At 70.5% G+C, this 24,380-nt stretch carries 20 protein-coding genes; 9 read left to right on the top strand and 11 right to left on the bottom strand.

All coding sequences use genetic code 11. The annotated features are described in order from the left end of the window. Positions 1-49: 49 nt before the first annotated feature. From OG897_RS15320 to OG897_RS15280, 9 genes are all read right to left on the bottom strand, one after another. Positions 50-664, bottom strand: coding sequence for an ATP/GTP-binding protein (locus OG897_RS15320; RefSeq protein ID WP_266657137.1), 615 nt, complete (start codon positions 662-664; stop codon positions 50-52). Continuing rightward, entirely contained in the window at positions 645-1,049 is a 405-nt protein-coding gene (locus OG897_RS15315; protein ID WP_266657135.1) for a DUF742 domain-containing protein, read from the bottom strand. The genes OG897_RS15320 and OG897_RS15315 overlap by 20 nt, the downstream gene beginning before the upstream one ends. Further along, the gene (locus tag OG897_RS15310; RefSeq protein ID WP_266657133.1) at positions 1,046-1,453 is read right to left on the bottom strand and encodes a roadblock/LC7 domain-containing protein; all 408 of its coding nucleotides are present in this window, start codon (positions 1,451-1,453) and stop codon (positions 1,046-1,048) included. Before OG897_RS15310 ends, OG897_RS15315 begins: the two co-directional genes overlap by 4 nt. Then, entirely contained in the window at positions 1,450-3,141 is a 1,692-nt protein-coding gene (locus OG897_RS15305; protein WP_266657131.1) for an ATP-binding protein, read from the bottom strand. The genes OG897_RS15310 and OG897_RS15305 overlap by 4 nt, the downstream gene beginning before the upstream one ends. A gap of 381 nt (positions 3,142-3,522) precedes the next feature. Further along, complete coding sequence (locus tag OG897_RS15300; RefSeq protein ID WP_266657129.1) at positions 3,523-5,727, bottom strand: trehalase family glycosidase; 2,205 nt, start codon at positions 5,725-5,727, stop codon at positions 3,523-3,525. A gap of 9 nt (positions 5,728-5,736) precedes the next feature. Next, a complete protein-coding gene (locus tag OG897_RS15295) occupies positions 5,737-7,752 on the bottom strand; it encodes a beta-galactosidase (RefSeq protein WP_266657127.1) in 2,016 nt (671 codons plus the stop codon). Continuing rightward, positions 7,749-8,621 carry a carbohydrate ABC transporter permease gene (locus OG897_RS15290; protein WP_266657125.1) on the bottom strand — a complete coding sequence of 291 codons (873 nt, stop codon included), beginning with the start codon at positions 8,619-8,621 and terminating at the stop codon, positions 7,749-7,751. The genes OG897_RS15295 and OG897_RS15290 overlap by 4 nt, the downstream gene beginning before the upstream one ends. Further along, positions 8,618-9,550: a carbohydrate ABC transporter permease gene (locus OG897_RS15285; protein WP_266657123.1), complete on the bottom strand. Its 933-nt coding sequence runs from the start codon at positions 9,548-9,550 to the stop codon at positions 8,618-8,620. The genes OG897_RS15290 and OG897_RS15285 overlap by 4 nt, the downstream gene beginning before the upstream one ends. Positions 9,551-9,557: 7 nt before the next feature. Beyond that, positions 9,558-10,895 carry an ABC transporter substrate-binding protein gene (locus tag OG897_RS15280; protein ID WP_266657121.1) on the bottom strand — a complete coding sequence of 446 codons (1,338 nt, stop codon included), beginning with the start codon at positions 10,893-10,895 and terminating at the stop codon, positions 9,558-9,560. A gap of 152 nt (positions 10,896-11,047) precedes the next feature. Between OG897_RS15280 and gcvPA the strand changes: the two genes are divergently transcribed. The 5 genes from gcvPA to OG897_RS15255 all read left to right on the top strand — a co-directional run bounded on the left by gcvPA (position 11,048) and on the right by OG897_RS15255 (position 17,160). Beyond that, positions 11,048-12,490, top strand: coding sequence for an aminomethyl-transferring glycine dehydrogenase subunit GcvPA (gene gcvPA, locus OG897_RS15275; RefSeq protein WP_266657119.1), 1,443 nt, complete (start codon positions 11,048-11,050; stop codon positions 12,488-12,490). Next, entirely contained in the window at positions 12,487-14,106 is a 1,620-nt protein-coding gene (gene gcvPB / locus OG897_RS15270) for an aminomethyl-transferring glycine dehydrogenase subunit GcvPB (RefSeq protein ID WP_266657117.1), read from the top strand. The genes gcvPA and gcvPB overlap by 4 nt, the downstream gene beginning before the upstream one ends. Beyond that, complete coding sequence (locus OG897_RS15265) at positions 14,103-15,650, top strand: ATP-NAD kinase family protein (RefSeq protein WP_266657115.1); 1,548 nt, start codon at positions 14,103-14,105, stop codon at positions 15,648-15,650. Before gcvPB ends, OG897_RS15265 begins: the two co-directional genes overlap by 4 nt. Positions 15,651-15,685: 35 nt before the next feature. Then, on the top strand, positions 15,686-16,432 hold the full coding sequence (locus tag OG897_RS15260; protein ID WP_266657113.1) for an SDR family NAD(P)-dependent oxidoreductase: 747 nt from the start codon (positions 15,686-15,688) through the stop codon (positions 16,430-16,432). An 86-nt stretch (positions 16,433-16,518) separates the two neighbouring features. Beyond that, on the top strand, positions 16,519-17,160 hold the full coding sequence (locus OG897_RS15255; protein ID WP_266657111.1) for a GntR family transcriptional regulator: 642 nt from the start codon (positions 16,519-16,521) through the stop codon (positions 17,158-17,160). 73 nt (positions 17,161-17,233) lie between these two features. Here OG897_RS15255 and OG897_RS15250 read toward each other — a convergent pair whose 3' ends face one another. Further along, the gene (locus tag OG897_RS15250) at positions 17,234-17,656 is read right to left on the bottom strand and encodes a DUF350 domain-containing protein (RefSeq protein WP_266657109.1); all 423 of its coding nucleotides are present in this window, start codon (positions 17,654-17,656) and stop codon (positions 17,234-17,236) included. Between the two features lie 539 nt (positions 17,657-18,195). Between OG897_RS15250 and OG897_RS15245 the strand changes: the two genes are divergently transcribed. Next, positions 18,196-19,476 carry a cytochrome P450 gene (locus tag OG897_RS15245; RefSeq protein ID WP_266657107.1) on the top strand — a complete coding sequence of 427 codons (1,281 nt, stop codon included), beginning with the start codon at positions 18,196-18,198 and terminating at the stop codon, positions 19,474-19,476. Here OG897_RS15245 and OG897_RS15240 read toward each other — a convergent pair. Beyond that, complete coding sequence (locus tag OG897_RS15240; RefSeq protein ID WP_266657105.1) at positions 19,473-21,002, bottom strand: RNA polymerase sigma factor; 1,530 nt, start codon at positions 21,000-21,002, stop codon at positions 19,473-19,475. The genes OG897_RS15245 and OG897_RS15240 overlap by 4 nt on opposite strands. Before the next feature lie 499 nt (positions 21,003-21,501). Here OG897_RS15240 and OG897_RS15235 point away from each other — a divergent pair, with 499 nt between their 5' ends. The 3 genes from OG897_RS15235 to OG897_RS15225 are packed head-to-tail and all read left to right on the top strand — an operon-like array spanning position 21,502 to position 24,355. Next, positions 21,502-22,257 carry a (Fe-S)-binding protein gene (locus OG897_RS15235; RefSeq protein ID WP_266657103.1) on the top strand — a complete coding sequence of 252 codons (756 nt, stop codon included), beginning with the start codon at positions 21,502-21,504 and terminating at the stop codon, positions 22,255-22,257. Between the two features lie 56 nt (positions 22,258-22,313). After that, positions 22,314-23,714 (top strand): LutB/LldF family L-lactate oxidation iron-sulfur protein, encoded by a 1,401-nt coding sequence (locus OG897_RS15230; RefSeq protein ID WP_266660191.1) that lies wholly within the window; start codon positions 22,314-22,316, stop codon positions 23,712-23,714. Next, complete coding sequence (locus OG897_RS15225; RefSeq protein WP_266657101.1) at positions 23,711-24,355, top strand: LUD domain-containing protein; 645 nt, start codon at positions 23,711-23,713, stop codon at positions 24,353-24,355. Before OG897_RS15230 ends, OG897_RS15225 begins: the two co-directional genes overlap by 4 nt. The last annotated feature ends 25 nt before the right edge of the window (positions 24,356-24,380 follow it).

Here is a 24,380-nt window from a genome sequence, read left to right as displayed (position 1 = left end):
GGCGGCCCCGAAGGAGGGCTCGAAGGCCGCCTGGGCCGCGGCGCGGCGGTCAGGACCGCTGGAGGGCCAGCGCGTGCAGATAGTTCATGAGCGTCATCAGCACGTCGCGGCTGGACGCCCGCAGCCGGGCGTCGCAGTTGACCATCGGCACCTCGTCGGGCAGGTCCAGTGCGTGTCGCAGCGCCTCCATCGGGTGACTCGGCGCGTCCGGGAAGGTGTTCACGGCCACCACGAACGGCACCCCGCGCTCCTCCAGCCGCCCGATCACGTCGAAGCTGACTTCCAGCCGCCGGGTGTCGACCAGGACGACCGCGCCCAGCGCGCCCTCGAACAGGCCGTTCCACAGGAACCAGAAGCGCTCCTGGCCGGGCGTGCCGAACAAGTACAGGATCAGCTGCTCGCTGATGCTGATCCGGCCGAAGTCCATGGCGACGGTCGTCGCCGTCTTGCCCTCGATCCGTGAGTTGTCGTCGACGCCGATGCTGGCCTGCGTCATCGTCTCTTCGGTGGTCAGCGGGCGGATCTCGCTGACCGCGCCGACCATCGTCGTCTTTCCGACGCCGAAACCGCCGACGATCACCACCTTCACCGCGGCGGTGGCAGTGCTGGGCAGTACGTCCTCGGTACGGGGGCCCGTGATGGTGTCAGAGCCTTTGAAGTCCATGCATCACCGCTTCGAGAAGGGACCGGTCGGGGAGTACGGCACGCACGATCGGGGCGCGCGATTCGACCAGTTCGGTAGCGAGGAGGTCGGTCAGCAGCGAGGTGACCACGCTGAAGGGCAGGCGCAGGTACGCGGAGATCTCCGCCACCGACAGTGGCGCCCGGCACAGCCGCAGGATCGCGGCCTGCTCGGGCTGCACCGTGGGCGACGGGGTGGAACAGGCGACGACCATGGTGACCAGGTCGAGCGCGGCTCGCTCCCCGCCGTCCGGGCCGCCGGTGATGACGTACAGCCGCTCCGGATCCCCCTTCGCCGACCCCGGTTCGGGGGACGGCGAAGGGGGAGCGGGCAGCTTCTCTCGGCGTTCGCGGCGGGGTGACTTCATCCGTGGTGCCCGTCGTGCCGGGGCGGACTGGTCAGGTGAGCTCCGATCCGTACGACCAGGTCGCGCATTCGGGCACCCACCATTCCGGCGTCCACCGTTTCGTCGGCGAGGACCGCGAGGTAGGCCCCCGCACCCGCCGCCATCAGATAGAAGAAGCCGCCGTCGATCTCGATGACGACCATCCGCATCCGGCCGTCGCTGTCCGGGATCTCGGCGGCGACGGCCGAGGCCAGGCTCTGGAGCCCGGCGCAGGCGGCGGCGAGGCGGTCGGCGGCGTCGGGGTCGCCGCCGTGCCGGGCGATGCGCAGTCCGTCCGAGGAGAGCACCACGATCTGGTGGATGCCCGGTACCCCGGTGGCCAGGTCCTTCAGAATCCAGTCCAAGTTGGCCCGCTGCTGGATCACTTCAGATCTCCCTTGTCCCACGTGTTGTCGTGTGTGCCGTCGGCCTGGTGCGTGGGCGGGCCGTCCGCCTCGGCCGGCGGGTCCAGCGGCACTCCGTTGGCCGCCTTCGTGAATGCTTCGAGCCAGATGCCCGGCTCGGGTTCCTCCTTGACGGGAGCCAGACCGGCCGCCGCGGCTGCCGCCGCTGCCTCGGCCGCTGCCTGGCGCTCCTGCGCGGGAAGGTTGTGGGAGCCGAGGGGCGCGCGGCCCCGGCTGCGTCGTTGCGGCAGCCCGTTCTCGGTCCATTCGGTGACCACCGGAACGTCGTCCTCCATGGCCGACATCGGTACCGGCCGAGGCGGTGCGACCGGCGCCGGGGCGGGCGTCGGCGGCGTCGGCCTGGCGGCGGGACGGGGCTTGCGCTGGGGGGCGCGGGCCTCTTCGGGCGTCATGCCGCCGCTCGTGCCGCCGCGCGGAACGGCGGAGGCGCCGATGCCGTGGGCGATGCCGGGGGCGGGTCCTGTGGTGACGATGTCGCGCGGAACGATCAGCACCGCCCGCACCCCGCCGTACGCGGACTGCCGCAGCGAGACCTGCAGGTTGTACATCTGGGAGATCCGTCCGACGACTGCCATGCCGAGGCGGGGCGTGTCGCCGAGCTGGTTCAGGTCGATGCCCGCCTGTGCCTCGGCGAGCATGTTCTCGGCCCGGCCCCGGGCCTCCTCGCTGAGGCTGACGCCGCCGTCCTCGATCTCGATGGCGATGCCGGTCTGCACCTCGACCGCGGTGACGTGCACCCGGGTCTGCGGCGGCGAGTAACGGGTGGCGTTGTCGAGGAGTTCCGCGCAGGCGTGGATGAGCGGCTCGACGGCGGTGCCGATGATGGCGACCTTGGCGATCGAGTGCAGATCGACGCGCCGGTACTCCAGGATGCGCGACATCGCGCCGCGCAGCACGCTGAACAGCGGTACGGGACGCGGCCACTGGCGTGAGGGCCGCGCGCCGCCGAGCACCGAGATGGAGTCGGCGAGACGGCCGATCAGGGCGGTGCCGTGGTCGATGCGCAGCAGGTCGTCGAAGACCTCCGGGTTGCGTCCGTGGTCCTCCTCCATCTGCCGCAGTTCGCTCGCCTGCTGGTGGACGATGGCCTGCACACGGCGCGCGATGTTGACGAACGCGCGCTGCGCGGACTCTCGACGGGCCTCTTCGAGGTCGATGATGTCGAGCACCTTGCGCAGCAACTCGCGCTGTGCGTACGGCAGATCCCGGTAGCGCTCGTCCGCGTCGACGACGTCCCGCATCACCTCGGCGGGCGACTCGCTGGAGCGCAGCCGCCGGATCGCGGCGGGCATGAGCTCCTTGGCCAGCCGTACGGTCTCGTCGTCGTGGTCGGCCAGCCGTCGTTCCAGCTGGACGACGCGCGCCGCGTGGTCGGCGTGCGCGACGCGCAACGCCCTTCCGCGCCGCACGATTTCACCCATGAGGACGGCGACGACCAGCGTCGCCAGGGCTCCGGCCCAGACGACGGGTATCCGGGCGGCTTCGCCGACGTACACCGCCGCACCCACCGTGGCCGCGACCGTCAGGACGACGGCCAGGGCGATCGGCTGGACCGGGAAGGACTGCCGCTGTTGTGTCGCGTGCGCCTGATGTGTCGCCTGTCGTGCCTGATGTGCTGTCTGACGAGGGGGGGATTCAACCCGAACCATGGAGAGCCTCTGGCGGTGATTGGGGGACGTTTTCAAACAAGTACGACCTAGGGGAACAAGTGGATGAATACACATCAACTCGGTTGTTGCGCAGCGAGCTTAGCCCGCTCGCGTGAGGGCGTCGGCCGGTTGTGCCAAGCCCCTGCACCGATCGTCGTCCCAGGCATAGACTCACCGACTTTGCACGTTCGGCGCTCGGTTGTGTGCGGGGAGTCACTGGATGGAGGGAATGTTCCGCGAGCGTGGGACGGTGACCCGTGGGGCTTGATAACGCGCGACGGGCTGCCGGGAAAGCGCGACGGGTTGCCGGGGAAGCACGACGGCCCGCCCGCCCCCGAAGGGACGAACGGGCCGTCACGGCGCGTGTTCCGCGCCGAAGGGCTACTTCTCCCGCGTCAACATCGGGAGCAGGAGAGCCGCGGACCAGCTGAAGTTGGTGGAGTTCAGCGGGGCCCCGGTGAGCGGGTCGTAGTTCTCCATGATGGGCCCCTGCCCCTTCAAACCGCCCGCATGTGCGAGGAGTTGCCCGGTCAACGCGTCCGCGTCCGCGTCGTACCCGTACCGGCGAAGACCGCCCAGCGCGAAGTACGCCTGGTCCAGCCAGACCGGACCGCGCCAGTACTTCGTCGACTGGAAGTACGGCGAACTCTTCGCCACCGTCGGGAACGGCACCTTCGTGGCGAACTCCTGGGGGTCGTTCAGCTTCCCCCGCACCGCCTGCGCCTGTGCCTTCGACGCCGTCCCCGACCACAGCGGCACCGCGCCCTCGATGCCCCGCCCGCGTGCGGTCAGCAACTGGTCACCGCCCAGCGCCTTGTCGTGGAACCACCCCGTCGCCGGGTCGTACATCCGCTCCCGCACGGCGGCGTGCGTCGCCCGGGACCTCTTCTCCCAGGCCCGCGCCTCGCCGGACGCGCCCAGCACCCGGGCGATCTTCGCCAAGTAGCCCTGATCGGCCGCGAGATAGGCGTTCAGGTCCACCGACTCCTGGTTGACGGAGTACCCGGTGACCTTCCCGTCGGCCCCCTTGTTGGCGACGACCGCCGAGCCGAGCGCCGCGTCGAAGCGCGGCGCGTTGTCCATGCCGCTCTCCCAGGCCGCCGCGACGAGCTGCTCCTCGGGCGAGTCGTTCGCCGGGTCGAGCGTCGCCCCGTACTCGGCGAGACCGTTGCCGTCGTGGTCCCGGTTGCGGTACCACCACGCCTGGTACGCCTGAAGCTTCGGGTACATCTCCCGGAGGAACCGCCGGTCGCCCGACTTCGCGTACACCTCCCACACCGCCCACGCGGCCAGCGGCGGCTTGGAGTTGCGCTCGTTCCAGTTGCCGCCCTCCCGCGTGGGGTCGTTGTAGAAGACGCAGTCCGGGAGCATCCCGGCGTCCTGCGGACGGGTCGTGCTGTCCGCCCGTATCTGGTGGTCGAACATCGACCGGATCTGGTCCTGGGCCAGCGACGGCTCGAAGCGGGCCGTGCCCACCGCCTGCTTCCAGGTGTCCCACGCCCAGAGACCACCGGTGAACCACTTGTACGAGATCGACGGTGTGATCCCGTCGTGCGTCAACCTGCCCGCCGCGCCGCGCCAGTTGGTCACCAGTGTTTCGAGCGACTTCACCGCGACACGCCGGTCCGCCTTCGGCACCCCGCGCGTCACGGAGTCGACATAACGACGCCAGCGGGCGTCCGTGGACGCGGCCGACGCGTCCGGGCGGGCGAGCGCGGACCGTACCGCCGGAGCCTCCTTGACGCGCTCCGCCTCGGTGAAGGTGTACGACTCGGTCCAGTCGAAGGAGTGACTCCGGCCGGGCTTCAGGGTGACGGGGGAGGCCGCTTCGGTGCGGTACGTGTCCCCGTCGACGGTCGTAAGGACCGGCTCCCGGTGGGTGATCTCGAAGCGCTCGGTGCCGTCGGTCAGGTAGTCCCAGGTCTTGCGCACCTTCGCGAAGTCCACACCGACACCGCGCCCGGTCGCCTTCAGCTGCGGGGCGTCCTTCATCGGCGCCTCCTGGGGCCGCAGCAGCGACCCCGTCCAGCCCGCGCCGAGCGTGCGCGTCTGCCGCCCGGTGTTGCGGACCTCCGCCCGCACGAGCGCGGTGCGCTGCGAGGAGAAGCGGAGTTCCAGGTCCAGGCGCAGACCGCCCCCGAGGTCGTACGACTGGAGGAGCCGGCCCGGCTGCGAGGTGAAGCGCGGCGCGCCGCCTGCGGTGAGGTCCAACTGCGCGCCGGACTCGGTGAGTTGGATACGGCTGAACGCCTTGCTCAGCCACCAGGGGTACTCCTGCGCGATGTACAGGGGACCGGTGAAGCCTCCGTAGGCGGCGGTGTCACCCGTCTTGGGGAGGGCGTACGCGTGCCAGGCACCCCGGTCGGCGAACACGTTCACCGCGTTGTTGCGGCCGTCCGCCTCGTCGGGGTACGCGGCGTTGGGCGAGCCCTGCCGGTCGAGGACGTTCGCGTAGTCCGCAGAGGCCGCGTCGGTGCGGTCCACCGGTCTGGGCGGTACCGAGGAGGCGGGGGCCGCCGTGATTCCGGCGAGGAGCGTGCCGGAGACGAGGGCCACCGCGAGGGCGCGTCGCGAGGATGAGTTCATGGTCGCCTTTCAGCTTTCGGTTTCCGTGGGAGTGGTACGGATGACGGCCGCGCCGAGCGGCCCGAGCCGGAGGTGCTCCCCGACCTGCTCACCTGTCAGCAGGTCGGTGCCGGGCGGCGCCGGGATCGCGGCCTCCCGGTCGGTGTGGTTGAGGAGGAAGAGGTACGGGCCGCGCCGTACGGCCTCGACCCCCGAGGGCGGCGCGCCGTCCAGGACCGGCAGCACCTCCGCCTCGGTCAGCGCCCCGTCGAGCACGGAACCGAGACCGAAGCCGCCCAGGTGACAGCTCAGATAGCGGGCGCTGCCCCGCCCCCAGGAGTTCCGGGTGACGGCGGGCAGTCCGTCGAGCACTCCGAGCACTCCGGCGGCGTACGACAGCAGCGTCTCGGCCCCTTCCGGCACGAGCCACTCGCTCCACAGGGAAGCCTGCGCCTCCTCGCCGACCCGCACCGTCTCCCCGTCGGGAATCGGCCAGAACTCGTCGACGACCACCCCGAGCACCTGCCGCAGCGGCCCCGGCGCACCCCCGGCGTGCAGGTGGTCGTGCTCGTCGACGACCCCGCTGAACGGCCCGCACACCAGATGTCCGCCCTCGTGCACGTACGCGGCCATCCGCTGTGCGTGCTCGGTGCGCAGCAGGTACAGGTTCGGGGCCAGCACCAGCCGGTACGGGGACAGATCCGCGTCCGGCGGTACGAAGTCCACGGTGACGCCGCGCGCGTACAGCGCGTCGTACCAGGGCCGCAGCAGGTCGCGCCAGCGCATCCGCTCCGAGGGGTGGTCGGTGCCCTCCAGCGCCCACCACGAGTCCCAGTCCAGGACGATCGCGGTCTGCGCGGCGGTCCTGCTGCCCGCGACCTCCGCGAGCCGCCCCAGCTCCGCGCCGAAGCGGACCGTCTCCTGCCAGCCGCGCGAAGCGGTTCCCCGGTGGGGGAGGAGCGCGCTGTGGAACTTCTCCGCACCCGCCCGCGACTGCCGCCACTGGAAGTACATGATCCCGTCGGCGCCCCTGGCGAGCGCCTGGAGTGACCAAAGGCGTTGCAGGCCAGGGGGTTTGGGGACGTTGACGGGCCGCCAGCTCACCCCCGAAGGGGCCTGCTCCAGGAGCAGCCACGGCTTGCCGCCCTTGAGGGAGCGCATCAGGTCGTAGTTCAGGGCCGCGCCGACGTGGGACGCCGGGTCGGCGGGGTCGGGGTAGGCGTCGTCGGAGACGACGTCCTCGTGCTTGGCCCACTCCCAGTAGTCGAGTTCCTTCATCATCGACATGAAGTTGGTCGTGGCGGGGATGCCGGGGGAGTGCTGGCGCAGGATCTCCCGCTCCATGCGGTGCAGCCTCAGGAGCGCGTACGAGCAGAATCTGCGCCAGTCGAGCAGCTGGGTGGGATTCACCGGGCCGGGGGCGGTTCTGGGAGGCTCGACGTAACCGAAGGACGCGTAGTGCTGGGACCAGAAGGCGGTGCCCCAGGCGTGGTTGAGCGCATCGACCGTGGAGTAGCGCTGCTTGAGCCAGCGTCGGAAGTGCTGCGCGGACGCGGGGCAGAAGCACTCCGTGACGTGGTCGCCGTACTCGTTGTTGATGTGCCACAGGGCGAGCGCCGGGTGCTTCGCGTACCGCTTGGCCAGCTTGCGGACCAGCTTCCCGGCGGCCTTGTAGTACGCGTCGGAGGAGGGGCAGTAGTGCTGGCGCGAGCCGAATTCGAGACGCACCCCGTCGGCGGTGACCGGCAGGACGTCCTTGTCCAGGCGCACCAGCCAGACGGGCGGAGAGGCCGTACCCGTCGCCAGGTCCACGCCGATGCCGTGCGCGGCGAACAGGTCCATCAACCGATCGAGCCAGTCGAACTCCCACTGAGCGTAGTCGGGTTGGATCCTCGCCCAGGAGAAGACGCCGACCGTCACCATCGTGACCCCGGCCTCCTGCATCAGCTTGGCGTCCTCGGCCCAGGTCTCCTCGGGCCACTGTTCGGGGTTGTAGTCGCCGCCGTAGTGGATGCCGCCGGGCAGGGGGCGGGGGCTCGGGCTCACTGTTTCACCGCCCCGCCGAGCAGTCCGGAGACGAACTGCCGCTGGAAGCACAGGAAGAGGAGCATCAGCGGCAGCGTCGCGAGCAGCGAGCCGAGCATCAGCCCGGAATGGTCGACGCGGGAGAGCCCGGTCAGGGTGTTGAGTGCCACGGGCACGGTGTAGGTGTCCTCCGAGTTCAGCATGAGCAGCGGCCAGATGAAGCTGTTCCACGCGCTCATGAAGGTGAAGATGACGAGTGCCCCCAACTGCGGCCGCACACAGGGCAGTACGACCGTGTAGAAGGTGCGCAGCTCGCTGGAGCCGTCGATCCGCGCCGACTCCAGGAGCTCGTCGGGGAAGTCCAGGAAGCCTTGTCGCATCAGCAGAATTCCGAAGGAACTCGCGAGGAACGGCAGGATCACCGCCTGGTACGTGTTGACCCAGCCCAGACTCGCCATCATCTGGAACAGGGGCACCAGCAGCACCTGGAAGGGGATCATCATCGTCGCCAGGATCACCCCGAGCAACAGCCCGCGTCCCCGGAACCGGAACTTCGCCAGCCCGTACCCGCACATCGCGGAGATCAGCGCACTCAGCACGGTGTGCACGAGGGCGATGCCGACGCTGTTGAGCATGACCCGGCTGAAACCGATCGTCTCCTCCAACCGGGCGAGGTTGTCCAGGAGTTGACCGCCCGGAACGAACGGTGGCGGCGACCGGAAGAGGTCGGCTGTGGAGTGCGTGGAAGCGATCGCCATCCAGATGAACGGCACCAGGCTGATCGCCGCGCCGACCACCAGGACCAGCCCGACGGCCAGCCCCGCCAGCCGCCGCGCCGGGCTCTTCCGCGCGCCGGCTTCCGTACGTACGACCGCTTGAGCTGTGCTCATCGGCGCTTCTCCCGTCCGAACAGGAAGTACTGGGCGATGGACAGCACCGCGATCAGCGCCACGACCACCCACGCGATGGCCGCCGCATAGCCGAAGTCGAGCTGCTCGAAGCCGGTCTTGTAGAGGTAGACCACGGGGGAGAGGGTCGCGTTGTCGGGTCCGCCCCGGGTCAACACGTAGTTCTCGTCGAAGAGTTGGAGGGTTCCGATGGTGGAGGTGACCGCGCAGAAAAGGATCACCGGGCGCAGCTGCGGAACGATGATCCTGCGGTACGTGGCGAAGGTCCCCGCCCCGTCCAGTGCGGCGGCCTCGTACTGCTCCTTGCCGATCGCCTGGAGTCCGGCGAGCAGGATCACCGCGTTGTACCCGGCCCACCGCCAGGTCAGCGAGGCGATGAGGGAAATCCGGGCCCAGGCCGGGTCGTTGAGCCAGTCGATGGGGCCGAGCCCGAACACGGCAAGGAACTGGTTCGCCAGCCCGCCGTCCGTCTTCAGCAGCACCTGGAAGACGACGGCGTACGCGACGAGCGTGGTGACGGCGGGCAGGAAGTAGAGCGCCCGCCAGGTGCCCTTGAACCGCAGCCACGACTGGTTGAGCAGCCCCGCCAGGAGCAGCGCGAGCACCACCATCAGCGGTACCTGGACGAGGAGGATCAGTCCGACGTTGAACAGGGACTCCAGGAACGCCGGGTCCGACGCCATCCGCCGGTACTGGTCGAACCCCACCCACACCGACGCCCCGTCGCGCTCGGCGGTGAAGCTCTGGAGGAGGCTCGCGCCCAGCGGGTACGCGAAGAACACGATGAACAGGACGGCGGCGGGCCCGGCGAACACCCAGGGGATCACCCGGTGGCGTCGCCTGCGGTGCACGGGCGGTGGCGGCGGTGCCGCGACGGGGGCGGGCGGGAGCGTACTCGTGGGTGCGGCCATGGTGTGCTCAGCCCGCGATCCGCTGCCGACCGGTGGCCGCTGCGATCTGCGCGGCGGCGGACTCCAGCGCCTGCTTCGGGTCCTTGTCGCGCAGCAGGATGCCCGAGATCGTCGAGAACATGATCTCCGTCGCCTTCGCTCCGTCCTTCGTGTACTCGACCGGCGGCGTCGACGGCGCCAGGTCGGCGAAGACCTTGAGTGCGGCCTGCCCGCCGAAGTACTCCTGGGGGCTGCTCAGGTACGGGTCGGCCAGCGCGGGGAGGTAGGCGGGGAAGAGGCCCTCCTGCTTCAGCATGGACACCTGGTTGGGCGCACTCGTCAGCAGGAACTGGACGAAGGCGTAGGCGAGTTCGGGGTGCTTGCTCTGGCCGGGTACGGCGAGGACGGAGCCGCCCCGGTTCGAGGTGCGGACGCCTCCGGCGGTGAAGGCGGGCATCGGCATCACGCCGAACTTCCCCTTCAGCTCCGGTGCGTCGGCGGTGAGCGTGCCCATCCACCACGCGGCGCTCGACTCGGTGGCCGCCTTTCCCTCCTTCGTGCCGGTGACCAGACCGTCCCACCCCTTCTGGTAGTCGACCAGGCCCTTGTCGGCGAGCGTCTTGAGCAGCGTCGCCGCCTTCACACCCTCGGGGCTGTCGACGGCGACCTTGCCGTCGACGTAGAAGTGCTGGCCCTGCTGCTGGAGCAGCATCGCGAAGGTGGAGTCCTCGACCGAGTCGAGGATGAGCATCTTGCGGCCCGTGCGCTTCTTCAGCTGCTCGCCCGCCTTCACGTAGTCGTCCCAGGTGGCGATCGACTCGGGCTTGATCCCGGCCGCCCGGAAGTAGTCGCCGCGGTAGAACGTCGCGCACGGGCCGATGTCCCACGGCAGGGCGACGACCTTGCCCTGCGGGTTGACCACCGTCTTCCAGGACGCCTTGTCGAAGTCCTTCTCGGAAGGTCCGGCGAGCTTGGTCAGGTCGTAGAAGCCCTGGGGGAAGTTCCCCATGTACGTGACCATGCGGGGGCCCTCGACGGTCAGGACGTCCGGGAGGCCCGAGCCGCTCTTCAGCCCCACGGTGATCTTGTCGTAGGCGCTGTCGTAGCCGATGTCGCGGACGGTGACGGTGGTCCCCGGGTTCTTCTGCTGGAAATCGGCGGCCAGCCGCTTGAGAGCCTTCGCCGCGACGTCCCAGGACCAGACGGTGATCGAGCCCGAGAGCTTCTTCCCGTCGTCCTTCTTCACCTCCGGAGCCGGTCCGCCCTTCGTCCCCGTGCCCCCGGTGGCGCAGCCCGCGAGCGCGGCCGTGGCCCCCGCCGCGAGCCCGGTGGCAAGAACTGCTCGTCGTCCCGGTCGAGTTGACACCCTTGTCTCCTGCCGTCGGAATGCCTAATGCTGTATACAGAACACTGAATGACGCCTCGCTGCGTCAAGAGTTGTACGTCAACTGCCCCTGAAATTCCCGGAGTCGGGCCCAGATGTCCGTTCCGGGAGCTCTTCGCCAGCGGAGGCGCGGCATGACTCCACCCGAAAAGTCCCCCGATCGCCCGTACGCCACGGACCCGGCCCCTGTGCACCCGTACGCTTCGGGCTCGACCCCCGTGCACCCGTACATCCCGAACTCGGTCCCGGCCGTGCGGCAGGCGATGCTGGAAGCCGTGGGCGCGAGCAGCGTCGAGGACTTCTACGCCGACATCCCCGAGGAGATCCGGCTCCGCCGCTCCCTCGACCTGCCCGCACCTCTGCGCTCCGAGGCCCAACTGGTGCGCCACATGGAGAAGTTGCTCGCCCGCAACACCCCCGCCTCGCGCACCCTGAGCTTCCTGGGCGGCGGCTGCTACCCGCACCACGTACCGGCGGTCGTCGACGAGGTGATGGGCCGCGCTGAATTCCTCACCGCGTACGCGGGCGAACCGTACGAGGACCACGGCCGCTTCCAGACGATGTGGGAGTACCAGTCGCTGATGGCCGAACTCCTCGACGTGGACGTCGTCAACGTACCCGTCTACGACGGCTTCCAGGCCGCGGGGACCGCCCTGCGCATGGCGGGCCGCGTCACGGGTCTGCGCAGGCTGCTGATCAGCGGCGACGTCGACCCCGACAAGCTCTCCAAGATCCGCGACTACGTCCGCCCCGACCACGAGGTGGTCCTGGTCCCCGCCGACCCGGCGACCGGGTGCGCCGACGTGGCCGCACTGCGGGCGGCCCTCGCACAGGGCGACGTGGCGGCCCTGTACGCGGAGGCCCCCAGCAGGCTCGGCCTCGTCGACCCGACCCTCCCCGACCTGGCCCAACTCGCCCACGACGCAGGCGCGTTGTACGTCGTCGGCTGCAACCCCATGACGCTCGGCGTACTGGCCCCGCCCTCCTCGTACGGAGCCGACCTCACCTGCGGCGACATCCAGCCCCTCGGCATCCGGATGAGCTACGGCGGCGGCAACGCGGGCTTCATCGGCGCGAACGACGACGAACGCCTCGTCTCCGAGTACCCCACCCGCCTCTTCGGCCTGGTCCCCACCGACGTCGAGGGCGAGTACGGCTTCGGCGACGTCGCGTACGACCGCACCTCCTTCGCCCTGCGCGAGGAGGGCAAGGAATGGGTCGGCACCGCAGCCGCCCTGCACGGCATCGGCGCCGGCGTCTACCTCTCGCTGATGGGCCCGCAGGGCATGCGCGACATCGGCGAGACGATCCTCGCCCACACCGCGTACGCCAAACAGCGCCTCGCTGCCATCCCCGGCATCGAGGTCCCGCACGCCGACGCCGTCCACTTCGCCGACTTCCCGGTCCGGTACACGGGCGGCCGAGGCACCGCCGAGATCCACGCCGACCTGCTCGAACGGGGCATCTTCGGCGGCATCGAACTCGCCCCCGACCAGGCCCTGTTCTGCGTCACCGAAGTCCACACCAAGGCCGACATCGACGAGCTGGCCGCCGCCCTGGAGGAGATCGTCAAGTGAGCGCCCACCCCACCGCAGGCCCCGTCGCCCCCGAGGACGCCCGGATCGCCGACAAGCCCGCACTCCGCCGCTTCCACCAGGCGTCCTGGGACGAGAAGCTGATCTTCGAACTCGGCTCGCCCGGCGAACGCGGCGTCCTGGTCCCCGCCGTCGACCCGGAGATCGCCGAAGCCCTCGGCGGCTGCGATTCTGGCGGGACGGTCGAGATCCCGGCCGCACTCCGCCGCCGCACCCCTCCCGCCCTCCCCGAGATCGGCCAGCAGCAGGTGCTCCGGCACTACCTGCGGCTCTCGCAGGAGACCCTGGGAGCCGACCTCAACGTCGACGTGGGCCAGGGCACGTGCACGATGAAGTACAGCCCGAAGGTCAACGACCGCTTCGTGTCCGACGAGCGGATCGCCGGGCTGCACCCGCTCCAGGACGAGTCCACCGTGCAGGGAGTCCTGGAGATCCTGTACCGGCTGGAGGGCCTCCTGAAGGAGGTCTCCGGCATGGACAGGGTCTCCCTCCAGCCCGGTGCGGGCTCCGCCGCCATCTACGCCAACGTCGCCATGATCCGCGGCTACTTCGCCGACCGGGGCGAGGCCGGCACCCGTGACGAGATCATCACCACGATCTTCTCCCACCCCTCGAACGCGGCCTGCGCGAAGACGGCGGGCTTCAAGGTCATCACCCTCCACCCGGACGCCGACGGCTACCCCGACATCGAGGCGCTGAAGGCCGCCGTCGGCCCGCGCACCGCCGCCCTCCTCATCACCAACCCCGAGGACACCGGGATCTACAACCCCCGCATCGCGGAGTTCGTCGACATCGTCCACGCGGCGGGCGGCCTCGCCGCGTACGACCAGGCCAACGCCAACGGCATCCTCGGCATCACCCGGGCCCGCGAGGCGGGCTTCGACCTGTGCCACTTCAACCTGCACAAGACCTTCTCCACCCCGCACGCCTGCGGCGGCCCGGCGGCCGGTGCCTGCGGAGTCACCGACGCCCTGGCGCCGTATCTTCCGCGTCCCACCGCCGAGTTCGACGCGGAGAGCGGACGCTACTGGCTGGACGGGGACCGCCCGCACTCGGTCGGCAAGATCCGCCCGCACCACGGGGTCGTCCCCAACCTGGTCCGCGCGTACGCCTGGATCATGTCCATGGGCGCGGAGGGACTGCGCGAGGTCGCCGAGACCGCCGTCCTCAACAACAACTACCTCCTCCACAAGGTGCGGCAGATCCGGGGCGTCTCCGTCCCGTACGCCGAGGGCCGCCCGCGCGTCGAGCAGGTCCGCTACAGCTGGGAGCAGCTGAACGAGGACACCGGCATCCACAGCGAGCAGATCGGCGTCCGCGCGGCCGACTTCGGCACGCACTACTGGACCAGCCACCACCCGTACGTCGTCCCCGAGCCCATGACCCTGGAGCCCACCGAGTCGTACTCCCGGACCGACCTGGACGAGTACGCGGCGATCCTCGCCGAGGTGGCACGGGAGGCGTACGAGGACCCGGAGACGGTACGCACCGCACCGCACCGCTCCACCATCCACCGGGTCCGCCCGGAGGCCCTCGACGACCCGGCCGTCTGGTCCCCGAGCTGGCGCACCTACCGCCGCAAGGTGCTGGGCGTGTGATCCGGCTCGGTCTCGTGGTCAACCCGGTCGCCGGTCTCGGCGGCCGGGTGGGGCTCGGAGGCAGCGACGGTACGGAGGTCCAGCGGAGGGCGCTGTCGCTGGGGGCCGTGCCGTGCGCGGGGGAACGGGCGGCGGCGGCCCTGGCCGAACTGGCCTGCCGCACAAGGGACTTCGAGCTGGTGACGGCGTCGGGTGCGATGGGGGAGGCGGCTGCGCGTACGGCGTCGGTGGCGGCGCGGGTGGTGTACCGGTCGCGCCTCGGTGCGCCCGGTACACCCGGTGCAACTGGTGCGACCGGGCCCCGGGACACCGTCGAGGCCGTCCGTGCGCTCGTGGCGGAGGGCGTCGGTCTCCTGCTCTTCGCCGGGGGCGACGGTACGGCCCGGGACGTGCTCGACGCGCTGGGGGAAGCGGCCGGGGTGCCGGTCCTCGGCATCCCGACCGGCGTCAAGATGCACTCGGCGGTCTTCGCGGTGAACCCGCGTGCGGCGGGGGAGGTGGCGGCGACGTGGGCGTCCGCGCGGACCCGCCCGCAGGTGCGGGACGCGGAGGTCATGGACCGCGACGAGGCCGAACTCCGGCTCGGCCGCCTGACCTCCCGCCTCTACGGCTGGCTGCCGGTCCCGTACGTTCCGGTGCGCGTGCAGCAGCGCAAGGCGGGCAGCACGGTGGTTCCGCCGGAGGCGGTGGGCGGCATCGCGGCGGAGCTGGCCTCCCGGCTGACTCCGGACGAGTTCCTGATCCTGGGCCCCGGCACGACCACCCAGGCGGTGGCGGCGGCGCTCGGCGCGGAGGTTCCGCTGACGGGCGTAAGCGCTCTGGTCCGTGCGGATGGGGAGGGCGGGGTCCGTACGTGCGGGTGCGTGGCGGGCACGTGCGGGTGCGTGGGGGGTGCGGCGGGCACGTGCGGGTGCGTGGAGGGTGTGGCGGGTACGTGCGGGTGCGTCGTGGCTGGCCGCGCAGTTCCCCGCGCCCCTAAATGCCCTCCCCCTAGCCCCTCTGTGTCCCTCCCGCCCAACCCCGTTGAGCTCCGCCCGCCTCGTCCCCTTGGGCGGCGGGGCCGCCCCCCGGGGGCGGAACGGGCGGGCAAGGGGGCGGCCCCCCTCGCTCCGGGCCCACCCCGGAGCGCCCCCGCCCCACCCCCGGGGCCCGCACCTGACGGATCGGCCCCCGCCCAGCCCCAGCACCGCCCGCACCCTGCAAGGAGCCCCGCCCCACCCCCGTACCGCACCGCCGCCACCCACCTCACCTCCACCCACCTCCTCACCCTCACCCACCACCACCCCGCCCTCATCGCCCTTTCCCCCATCGGCGGCCAAGGCTTCCTCCTCGGCCGGGGCAACCAGCAGATCTCCCCCGAGGTCCTCCGAGCCGTCGGCCCCGACAAGCTCCTCGTCCTCGCCACCGAGTCCAAGCTCGCCGCCCTCCACGGCCGCCCGCTCCTCATCGACACGGGCGACGCATCCCTCGACGCCGAACTCTCCGGCTACCTCACCGTCCTCACCGGCCGAGGCCGCACCGCCCTCTACCGGCTCAGCCACTGACCCAAGACACCCCCAAGCCCCCCAAGGAGCCCCGCATGATCGACCTCACCGGCAAGCGCGCCCTCGTCACCGCCGGTGCCTCCGGCATCGGCCGCGCCTCGGCCCTCCTCCTCGCCGAACTCGGCGCCCGCGTCGTCGTCGCCGACATCGACACCGAAGCAGGCGAAGCCACGGCCAAGGAAGCAGAGGGCCTCTTCGTCCACTGCGACGTCTCGCAGCGCACCGACTGCGAGCAAGCCGTCCACACCGCCCACACCGAACTCGGCGGCGTCGACGTCCTCTTCAACAACGCCGGAATCATCCGCCGCTCCACCGTCTGCGAGATCACCGAGGACGACTGGGACCTCGTCATGGCCGTCAACGTCCGCTCGATCATGCTGATGTCGCGCCTCGTGATACCGGGCATGGTCGCCGAGGGAGGCGGCTCCATCATCAACACCGGCTCCGGATGGGGCATTTCGGGCGGCTCCCGCGCCGTCTCGTACTGCGCCTCCAAAGGGGCCGTCGTCAATATGACCCGCGCCATGGCCATCGACCACGGCCCCGACCTGATCCGCGTCAACTGCGTTTGCCCCGGCGACACCGCCACCGGCATGCTCGCCGAGGAGGCCCGCCAACTCGGCGAGAGCGCCCAGGTGTTCTACGAGGACGCGGCCGACCGCCCGCTCGGCCGCATCGGCCAGCCCCGCGACATCGCGCAGACCGTCGCCTTCCTCGCCTCCGACGCCTCCTCGTTCCTCAGCGGCGCGATCATCCCCGTCGACGGCGGCGGAACCGCGTAACGCACGCACGCCCACCGGCCACCCGTGGCATTCGCACACCCCGGGTGGCCGATAATCTGAGCCGGACGAGGGGAAGGGCCGCCGACATGCCTATCGAGAACCGCCCGCTGCGCGAGCAGGTCAAGGAGGAGCTGATCAAGCGGCTCGGCCGAGGCACGATCCCGACCGACGAACCCATCAACGAGGGCCGCCTCGCCACCGAACTCGGTGTCAGCCGCACACCCCTCCGCGAAGCCCTGATCTCGCTGGAGCGCGAAGGGATCATCACCAGCGAACGCGGCAAGGGCTTCCGCTTCGCCCCCATGAGCGCTCAGGAGTTCCGCGACCTCACCACCATCGTCGCGACTCTCGAATCCCTCGCCCTGGAGTCCACGGACCCGGCCCAACTGGCCGCCCTGGCACCCAAGCTGCTCGAAGAGGCCCGCGCCTTCTCCGCGCCGCAGGCCCGGCACGACGTCATCGAGCAGTACGACGACGCCTGGCACGCGCTGCTCCTGTCCGGCTGCCCCAACGTCCGCCTGATGGACCTGATCGCGTCCCTCAAGCTCACCATGCACCGCTACGAACAGGTCGCGCTCGGCGACCAGGACGTACTGGAGCGGTCGGCTGAGGAGCACGAGCGCATCGCCGAATTCCTGGTGAGCGGCGACGTGCCGAACGCCGTCCGCGCCCTCAAGGAGAACTGGAACAGCGGCATGGACCGCATCCTGGAACGCCTGACGGCCTGAGTCCGGAGGGGCGGGACCCCCTCCGGACTCAGGCCGTCGCAACCCGCCGTACTACTGCCGCGCTACCGCTCCTCTAGGCGATCGACGCGGAAATCACCGCTGCCACCGCGATGTTGCACGATGCCGTCACCCACACCGCGGGGTGCGGTTCCTGCTCCACGAGCGTCTTGCCCAGCTTGCCGGGCGTCACCACGTCGACCACCCAGAACGCGATCGCCATCATCACCAGGCCCAGCACGCCGAAGGCGGCCGTGGACACCAGGCCCTTGCCGAAGTCGTCGTACGTCGTCCAGATCGACGTGAAGACGATCCCGCCGATGCCCAGCAGGGCGGAACTGAGCAGCAACGCACAGTTCCGGTTGCGCTCCTCCCAGATCTGGCGCCCCAGCTTGCCCGGAGTCAGCGCGTCCACCAGGAAAATGCCCAGCGTGAGCAGGACGACGCCGAGGGCGCCGTAGGCGGCGGCACGGCCGATTCCGTTGACGATGTCTTCCATTGAGAAGTCTCAGTCCCCGTGGTGAGTGGCGCACGGGCGAGTACCCGTGATCGCGTGTTAAAGGAGACGCAAAACCTACCGCACGGGCGTGGTGGAGCGGCATGGCCCCGTCACAACCCATCCCGCCGACCGCCTTGCCGGGCCCGGGGCGGCCGGGACCACTGCCGGAGTCTCCGCCCCCGCCCCTCGGCTGCGCGCAAGGACGGCCGCTCGCCGCGCGGCACTGGCAACACGTGGTTCTGAATACCGGCCGGGGGCATGGGTGTTTTGGCTAAGCGACGGCGGGAAGTGCCGTGATGAGGACCGTCAGGGTCGTTCGTCCGTGTTTCACAGTTCCCTCTCTTTGATTCCTTCGAAGGTGGGCTACTCCCGCTCATGCCGACCTCCGGAGCCCAGAACGCGTCCCCCGTCACATCACCTCCGCAGAGAGAAGCGACCGGACGGCAGGTGCCCTCGTCGGCGCACGTTCCCCGGGCGCCGGCGCGCCCCCGACCGAGATCCCCCTTCCCCCGCGCAGCCCCCTCGGGCACCATGGCCCCGTGGACTTAGCCGATCACCGTCACCTCGACGCCCTCTACCGCGACCCGTACCCTCTCTACGCCCGCGCCCGCGCAGTCGAGGGCCTCACGTTCGTGCCCGAGTTCGACGCCTGGCTCGTCGCCCGTGACGCCGACATCCGCGAGGTCCTGCGCAGGCCGGAGGACTTCTCCTCGGCCAACGCGCTGCGCCCGGACGTCCGCCCGGGCCCCGCTGCCCTCGCCGAGTTCGCCAAGGGCCTCGGCGGGTTCCGTACCGTACTGAGCACCGACGGCGAAGCCCACCGCACCTACCGCGCGCCCCTCAACACCGGCCTCTCCGTGGCCCGGCTCAACGCCGTCCTCCCGTACGCCACCGCCCGCGCCGAAGCCCTCGTCGACGCCTTCGCGGGCCGGGGGCGGGTCGAGCTGATGGGGGAGTACGCCGAGAAGCTGCCCGGCGGTGTCATCGGCCGGGTCCTCGGCCTCACCGAGGAGGACGCCCGCACCGCCGTCCACGGCAGCCGCCGCGCCGAGGAACTGCTCTTCCGGCCCCTCGACGAGGACGAGCAGGTCGCCGCAGCCCGCGACGTCGTCACCCTCCAGCACCTGCTGGACAACTACATCCGCGAACGCCGCGCGCACCCCCAGGACGACCTGATCTCCACCATGACGGCCGCCCTGATGCCCGGCAGCGGCGACCTCACCCGCGAGCAGCGCGCCGAGATCGTCTCCCAGTTCCAGAATCTGCTGATCGCGGGGCACCTCACCACGACCGCCCTGATCGGCAGCACCGTGCACCACCTGCTGCGCGACCGCGCCCAGTGGGAACTGCTGTGCGCCGAGCCCGGGCGCATCCTGGCCGCCGTCGAGGAGGCCGCCCGCTTCGACACCCCGATCCAGGGGTTCCGACGGCTCACCACCCGTACGGTCACCCTCTCCGGCACCGAACTCCCCGCCGGAACCACCGTGTTCGTGGCCTACGGATCCGCCAACCGCGACCCCGCCCGGCACTGCCCCCACCCCGACGCCTTCGACATCACCCGCACCGCCCCCGCAAAACACCTCGGCTTCGGGCACGGCGTCCACGGCTGCCCCGGCTCGCACCTGGGCCGCGCGCAACTGCGCATCACCCTGGAACTGTTCACCCGCCGCCTCCCCGCTGTGACATTGAGAGACATGCGCCTGGGGCGAGCGGCGGACCAGCAGGTCGTCGTACGACCCACTCTGATCCATCGCTCGCCCCAGGCGCTGCACCTGACCTTCCCGGCCGAAAAGCCGGGCCGGGACCCGTCCGGGGTTTAGTCCAGGTAGTCGCGCAGCACCTGCGAGCGCGACGGGTGACGCAGCTTGGACATCGTCTTGGACTCGATCTGGCGGATGCGCTCGCGCGTCACGCCGTAGACCTTGCCGATCTCGTCCAGCGTCTTCGGCTGGCCGTCCGCCAGACCGAAGCGCATCGAGACGACGCCCGCCTCACGCTCGGAGAGCGTGTCCAGGACGGAGTGCAGCTGCTCCTGGAGGAAGGTGAAGGAGACGGCGTCGGCCGGGACCACGGCCTCCGAGTCCTCGATGAGGTCGCCGAACTCGCTGTCGCCCTCCTCGCCGAGGGGCGTGTGCAGCGAGATGGGCTCGCGGCCGTACTTCTGGACCTCGATGACCTTCTCGGGGGTCATGTCGAGTTCCTTGGCCAGCTCCTCCGGGGTGGGCTCGCGGCCCAGGTCCTGGAGCATCTGGCGCTGGACGCGGGCCAGCTTGTTGATGACCTCGACCATGTGCACCGGGATGCGGATGGTGCGCGCCTGGTCGGCCATCGCGCGGGTGATCGCCTGGCGGATCCACCACGTCGCGTACGTCGAGAACTTGAAGCCCTTGGTGTAGTCGAACTTCTCGACCGCACGGATCAGACCGACGTTGCCCTCCTGGATGAGGTCCAGGAACAGCATGCCTCGGCCGGTGTAACGCTTCGCCAGAGACACCACGAGGCGGAGGTTGGCCTCCAGCAGGTGGTTCTTGGCGCGGCGGCCGTCCTCGACGAGGATCTCCAGCTCGCGGCGGAACTGCGGGGTCAGCTCCTCCGTAGCCTCGCCGTCCTCGCCGTCGAGCTTGTGCTCGGAGAAGAGACCGGCCTCGATGCGCTTGGCCAGCTCCACCTCCTGCTCGGCGTTGAGCAGCGGCACCTTGCCGATGAGCTTCAGGTAGTCCTTGACCGGGTCGGCGGTGGCGCCCGCGACCGCGACCTGCTGCGGCGGCGCGTCGTCCTCGTCCTCGTCGGACAGGACGTAACCGGCGGTGCCGGGCTTGGGGGTCTCTTCCTCCTCCTCGCCGTCACCCGCCCACTCGTCGGTCTGCTTCTTGGCGGCGGTCTTCTTCGCCGCCGTCTTCTTGGTGGCGCGCTTCTTCGGAGCGGGCTTGTCCGCGGCCGACGTCTCGTCGAGGTCGTCCTCGACGGAGGGGGCCTCGGCGGCGGCGGCCTTGGCCGCGGTCGTCGTCTTCTTGACCGGGGCGGCCTTCTTGGCGACGGCACGCTTCACGGCGGGCTTGGCCTCACCGGAGGCGGCGGCCTTGCGAGGGGCGCGCTTGGCGGCCTTCGCGGGCTTGGCGGCGGCGGCCGCCGTCACCATCAGCGTCACACCCTCCTCGTCGAGGACCTGGTTCAGGCTGCGCAGGACCCGCTTCCACTGGTCGACAGGGATGCTGTCCGCTTCGAAGGCATGGCGGACGTCGTCGCCATTGATGTGGCCCTGGTCCCGGCCGCGCTCGATGAGCGAGACCAAGGACGGCGATTCGGCGATCTCCTGAGGGAACGGGCGGGACGGACTGAGCGACACGAAGAGCCTCTCGTAGCGAGAAATACAAGTGTGATGGCGGGAGCGAGGCCGCAGCCAGCCTCGTTCCACAGGTCGGAAGGCTTGGCCGCGCGACGGCACCTGTCAGGTCATCGCGCACCCGCATTGTTTCGTTACGCCTTTTCTCAAGTGACCTGAGCCACTCTTCCCGGTCCGGGCGGACCCCGACGTGCAAGGGGTCCTCCGACAGCGTGACGAGGTGGTGTGCGGGCCGCCGGGCGGGCCGAGTGGAATCCCCAAGGGTACCCCTGGGGGACATCTCTCCCCCGAGGGCGGGGGTTTCGCCCGGATTTCCCCCACCTGGGCGACACCCGGGCGACCGCCGGACCGGAACACCGGCCGGACGCGAACCGGTCACGGGCCGGATACGGGCTGGGCGCGAGCCGGGTACGGACCGGGCGCGAGCCGGATGCGCAAACGTGATCACGCGATCGTGATCACGCCCTATCCGGGCAGCCGTGACCCGCATATCCTCCGACCTATGCGCGTCGCACTCTTCGTCACTTGCGTCAACGACGCGGTGTTCCCGGCCACCGGAATCGCCGTCGTGAAGCTGCTGGAGCGGCTCGGGGTCCAGGTGGACTTCCCCGCCGCGCAGACCTGCTGCGGGCAGCCGCAGTACAACACCGGCTACCGCCGCGACACCGAACCACTGGTCCGCAGGACCGCCGCCGCCTTCGAGGGGTACGACCACGTGGTCACCCCTTCCGGCTCCTGCGCCGCGATGATCCGCGACAACTATCCGCGCATCGGACGTCTCCAGACCAAGGAGGGACGGGGCGACGACCTCGCCGCAGCCGCCGCCTCACTCGTTGCGCGCACGTACGAACTGACCGAGTTCCTGGTCGACGTCCTCGGCGTCACGGACGTCGGCGCGTACTTCCCGCACACCGTCACCTACCACCCGTCCTGCCACGGACTGCGCACGCTGGGCCTCGGCGACCGCCCCCGCAAGCTGCTCGAAGCGGTCGGGGGCCTGGAACTGAGAGAGCTCCCCTGCGCCGAGGAGTGCTGTGGCTTCGGCGGCACCTTCGCCGTGAAGAACTCCGATGTTTCCGCCGCGATGGGCGAGGACAAGATCCGTCACGCGCAGTCGACCGGAGCCGACTTCCTGTGCGGCGCGGACAACTCCTGCCTGATGCACCTGGGCGGCATGCTCCGCCGCGAGCGCTCCCCGCAGCGCGCCCTGCACCTCGCCGAAATCCTGGCCAGTACCGAAGAGGAGCCCCTGCTGTGAGCGCCCCCACGTCCGGCACCAGCTACAGGAACGGCGCAAACAGCACCTATCTGGGCATGCCGTCCTTCCCCCGTGCGGCCCAATCCGCCGTCCGGGACACCACCCTCCGAGCCAACCTCCGGCACGCGACCCACACCATCCGCGACAAACGCGCCAAAGCGGTCGCCGAGCTGGACGACTGGTCCCACCTCCGCGAGGCCGGAAAGCAGATCAAGGACCACACCCTCCGCCACCTGGACCGCTACCTCCTGCAACTGGAGGAGGCCGTCACCGCGGCGGGCGGCACGGTCCACTGGGCCGCCGACGCCGACGAGGCAAACCGCATCGTCACCGACCTCGTGAAGGCGACGGGGGAGCGCGAAGTGGTCAAGGTCAAATCGATGGCCACCCAGGAGATCGGCCTCAACGAAGCCCTGGAGGCCGAGGGGATCACCGCCTACGAAACGGACCTCGCCGAGCTCATCGTCCAACTGGGCGACGACCGTCCGTCCCACATCCTCGTCCCGGCCATCCACCGCAACCGGGGCGAGATCCGGGACATCTTCACCCGCACGATGAGCGAATGGGGCCGCCCGGCCCCCGCCGACCTCACCGACCGCCCCGCCGACCTCGCCGAAGCCGCCCGTCTGCACCTGCGCGAGAAGTTCCTCCGGGCCAAGGTCGGCATCTCGGGCGCGAACTTCATGGTCGCCGAGACCGGCACCCTCGTCGTCGTGGAATCCGAGGGCAACGGCCGCATGTGCCTCACCCTCCCCGAGACCCTGATCTCCGTCGTCGGCATCGAGAAGACCGTCCCCACCTGGCGCGACCTCGAAGTCTTCCTCCAGACCCTGCCCCGCTCCTCCACCGCCGAACGCATGAACCCGTACACCAGCACCTGGACCGGTACGACCGACGGCGACGGCCCCCGCACCTTCCACCTGGTCCTCCTCGACAACGGCCGCACCGACGTCCTCGCCGACGAGGTCGGCCGCCAGACCCTGCGCTGCATCCGCTGCTCCGCCTGCCTCAACGTCTGCCCGGTGTACGAACGCGCCGGCGGCCACGCGTACGGCTCGGTCTACCCGGGCCCCATCGGCGCGATCCTCACCCCCCAACTCCGCGGCACCGCATCGGAACTGGACGCCTCCCTCCCCTTCGCCTCCTCCCTCTGCGGTGCCTGCTACGAGGTGTGCCCGGTCGCCATCGACATCCCGGAGGTCCTGGTCCACCTCCGTGAGAAGGTCGCCGACCAGGGCGGCAAGGGCCACCGCCTGGAGAAGGCGGCGATGAAGTCCGCCACCTGGCTCCTCGACCACCCCACCGCCCTGACCGCCGCCGAACGCGCCGCCTCCCTGACCCGCAAGGCCCACCCCCGGCGCATCCCCGGCGGCGCGGCCTGGACCAACACCCGCGACCTTCCGGAGCTGCCCGCCGTGCCGTTCCGGACCTGGTGGAAGAGGAACCGCACCTCATGACTCCGACGACGTCCGGCCGGGCCCGCGTCCTCGCCCGTATCCGTACGGCTCTCGCCGACGCCCCCGAAGCGCCCGAGCCCCTCCGTTCGTACGCCACCACGCACACGCCCGACGACCCGGCAGCGGTCCTCGACCTCCTCCACGAGAACCTCGCCGACTACCGGGCCATCGTCCACCGCACCACCGAGGACGACATCGCGCACCTGCTGACGCGCCTGCTCGCGGAACGCGGCTCGGCCTCCGTCCTCGTCCCTGGGGGCCTGCCCGCGCACTGGCTCTCCGCGGCCGACCCGGCCCGCGTCCACGACCGGGCGGCCCTGACCGCCACGGAACTCGACCAGGTCGAGAGCGTCGTCACCGGCTGCGCCCTCGCCATCGCGGAGACCGGCACGATCGTCCTCGACGGCAGCCCCGACCAGGGCCGTCGCCGCATCACCCTGGTCCCCGACCACCACATCTGTGTGGTCCGCGCCCCCTCCCAGGTCGTCGCGTCACTCCCGCAGGCCATGCCCCGCCTGGACCCGACCCGCCCCCTGACCTGGATCTCGGGCCCCTCGGCGACGAGCGACATCGAACTGGACAGGGTCGAGGGCGTCCACGGCCCGCGCACCCTGGAGGTGGTCCTCCTCACCGAAGCGTGACCGGCACGCCCAACCGGCAAGCCCG

The sequence above is a fragment of the Streptomyces sp. NBC_00237 genome (genome assembly GCF_026342435.1).
GTDB lineage: Bacteria > Actinomycetota > Actinomycetes > Streptomycetales > Streptomycetaceae > Streptomyces.
This window is presented reverse-complemented; position numbering and strand designations above follow the sequence as displayed.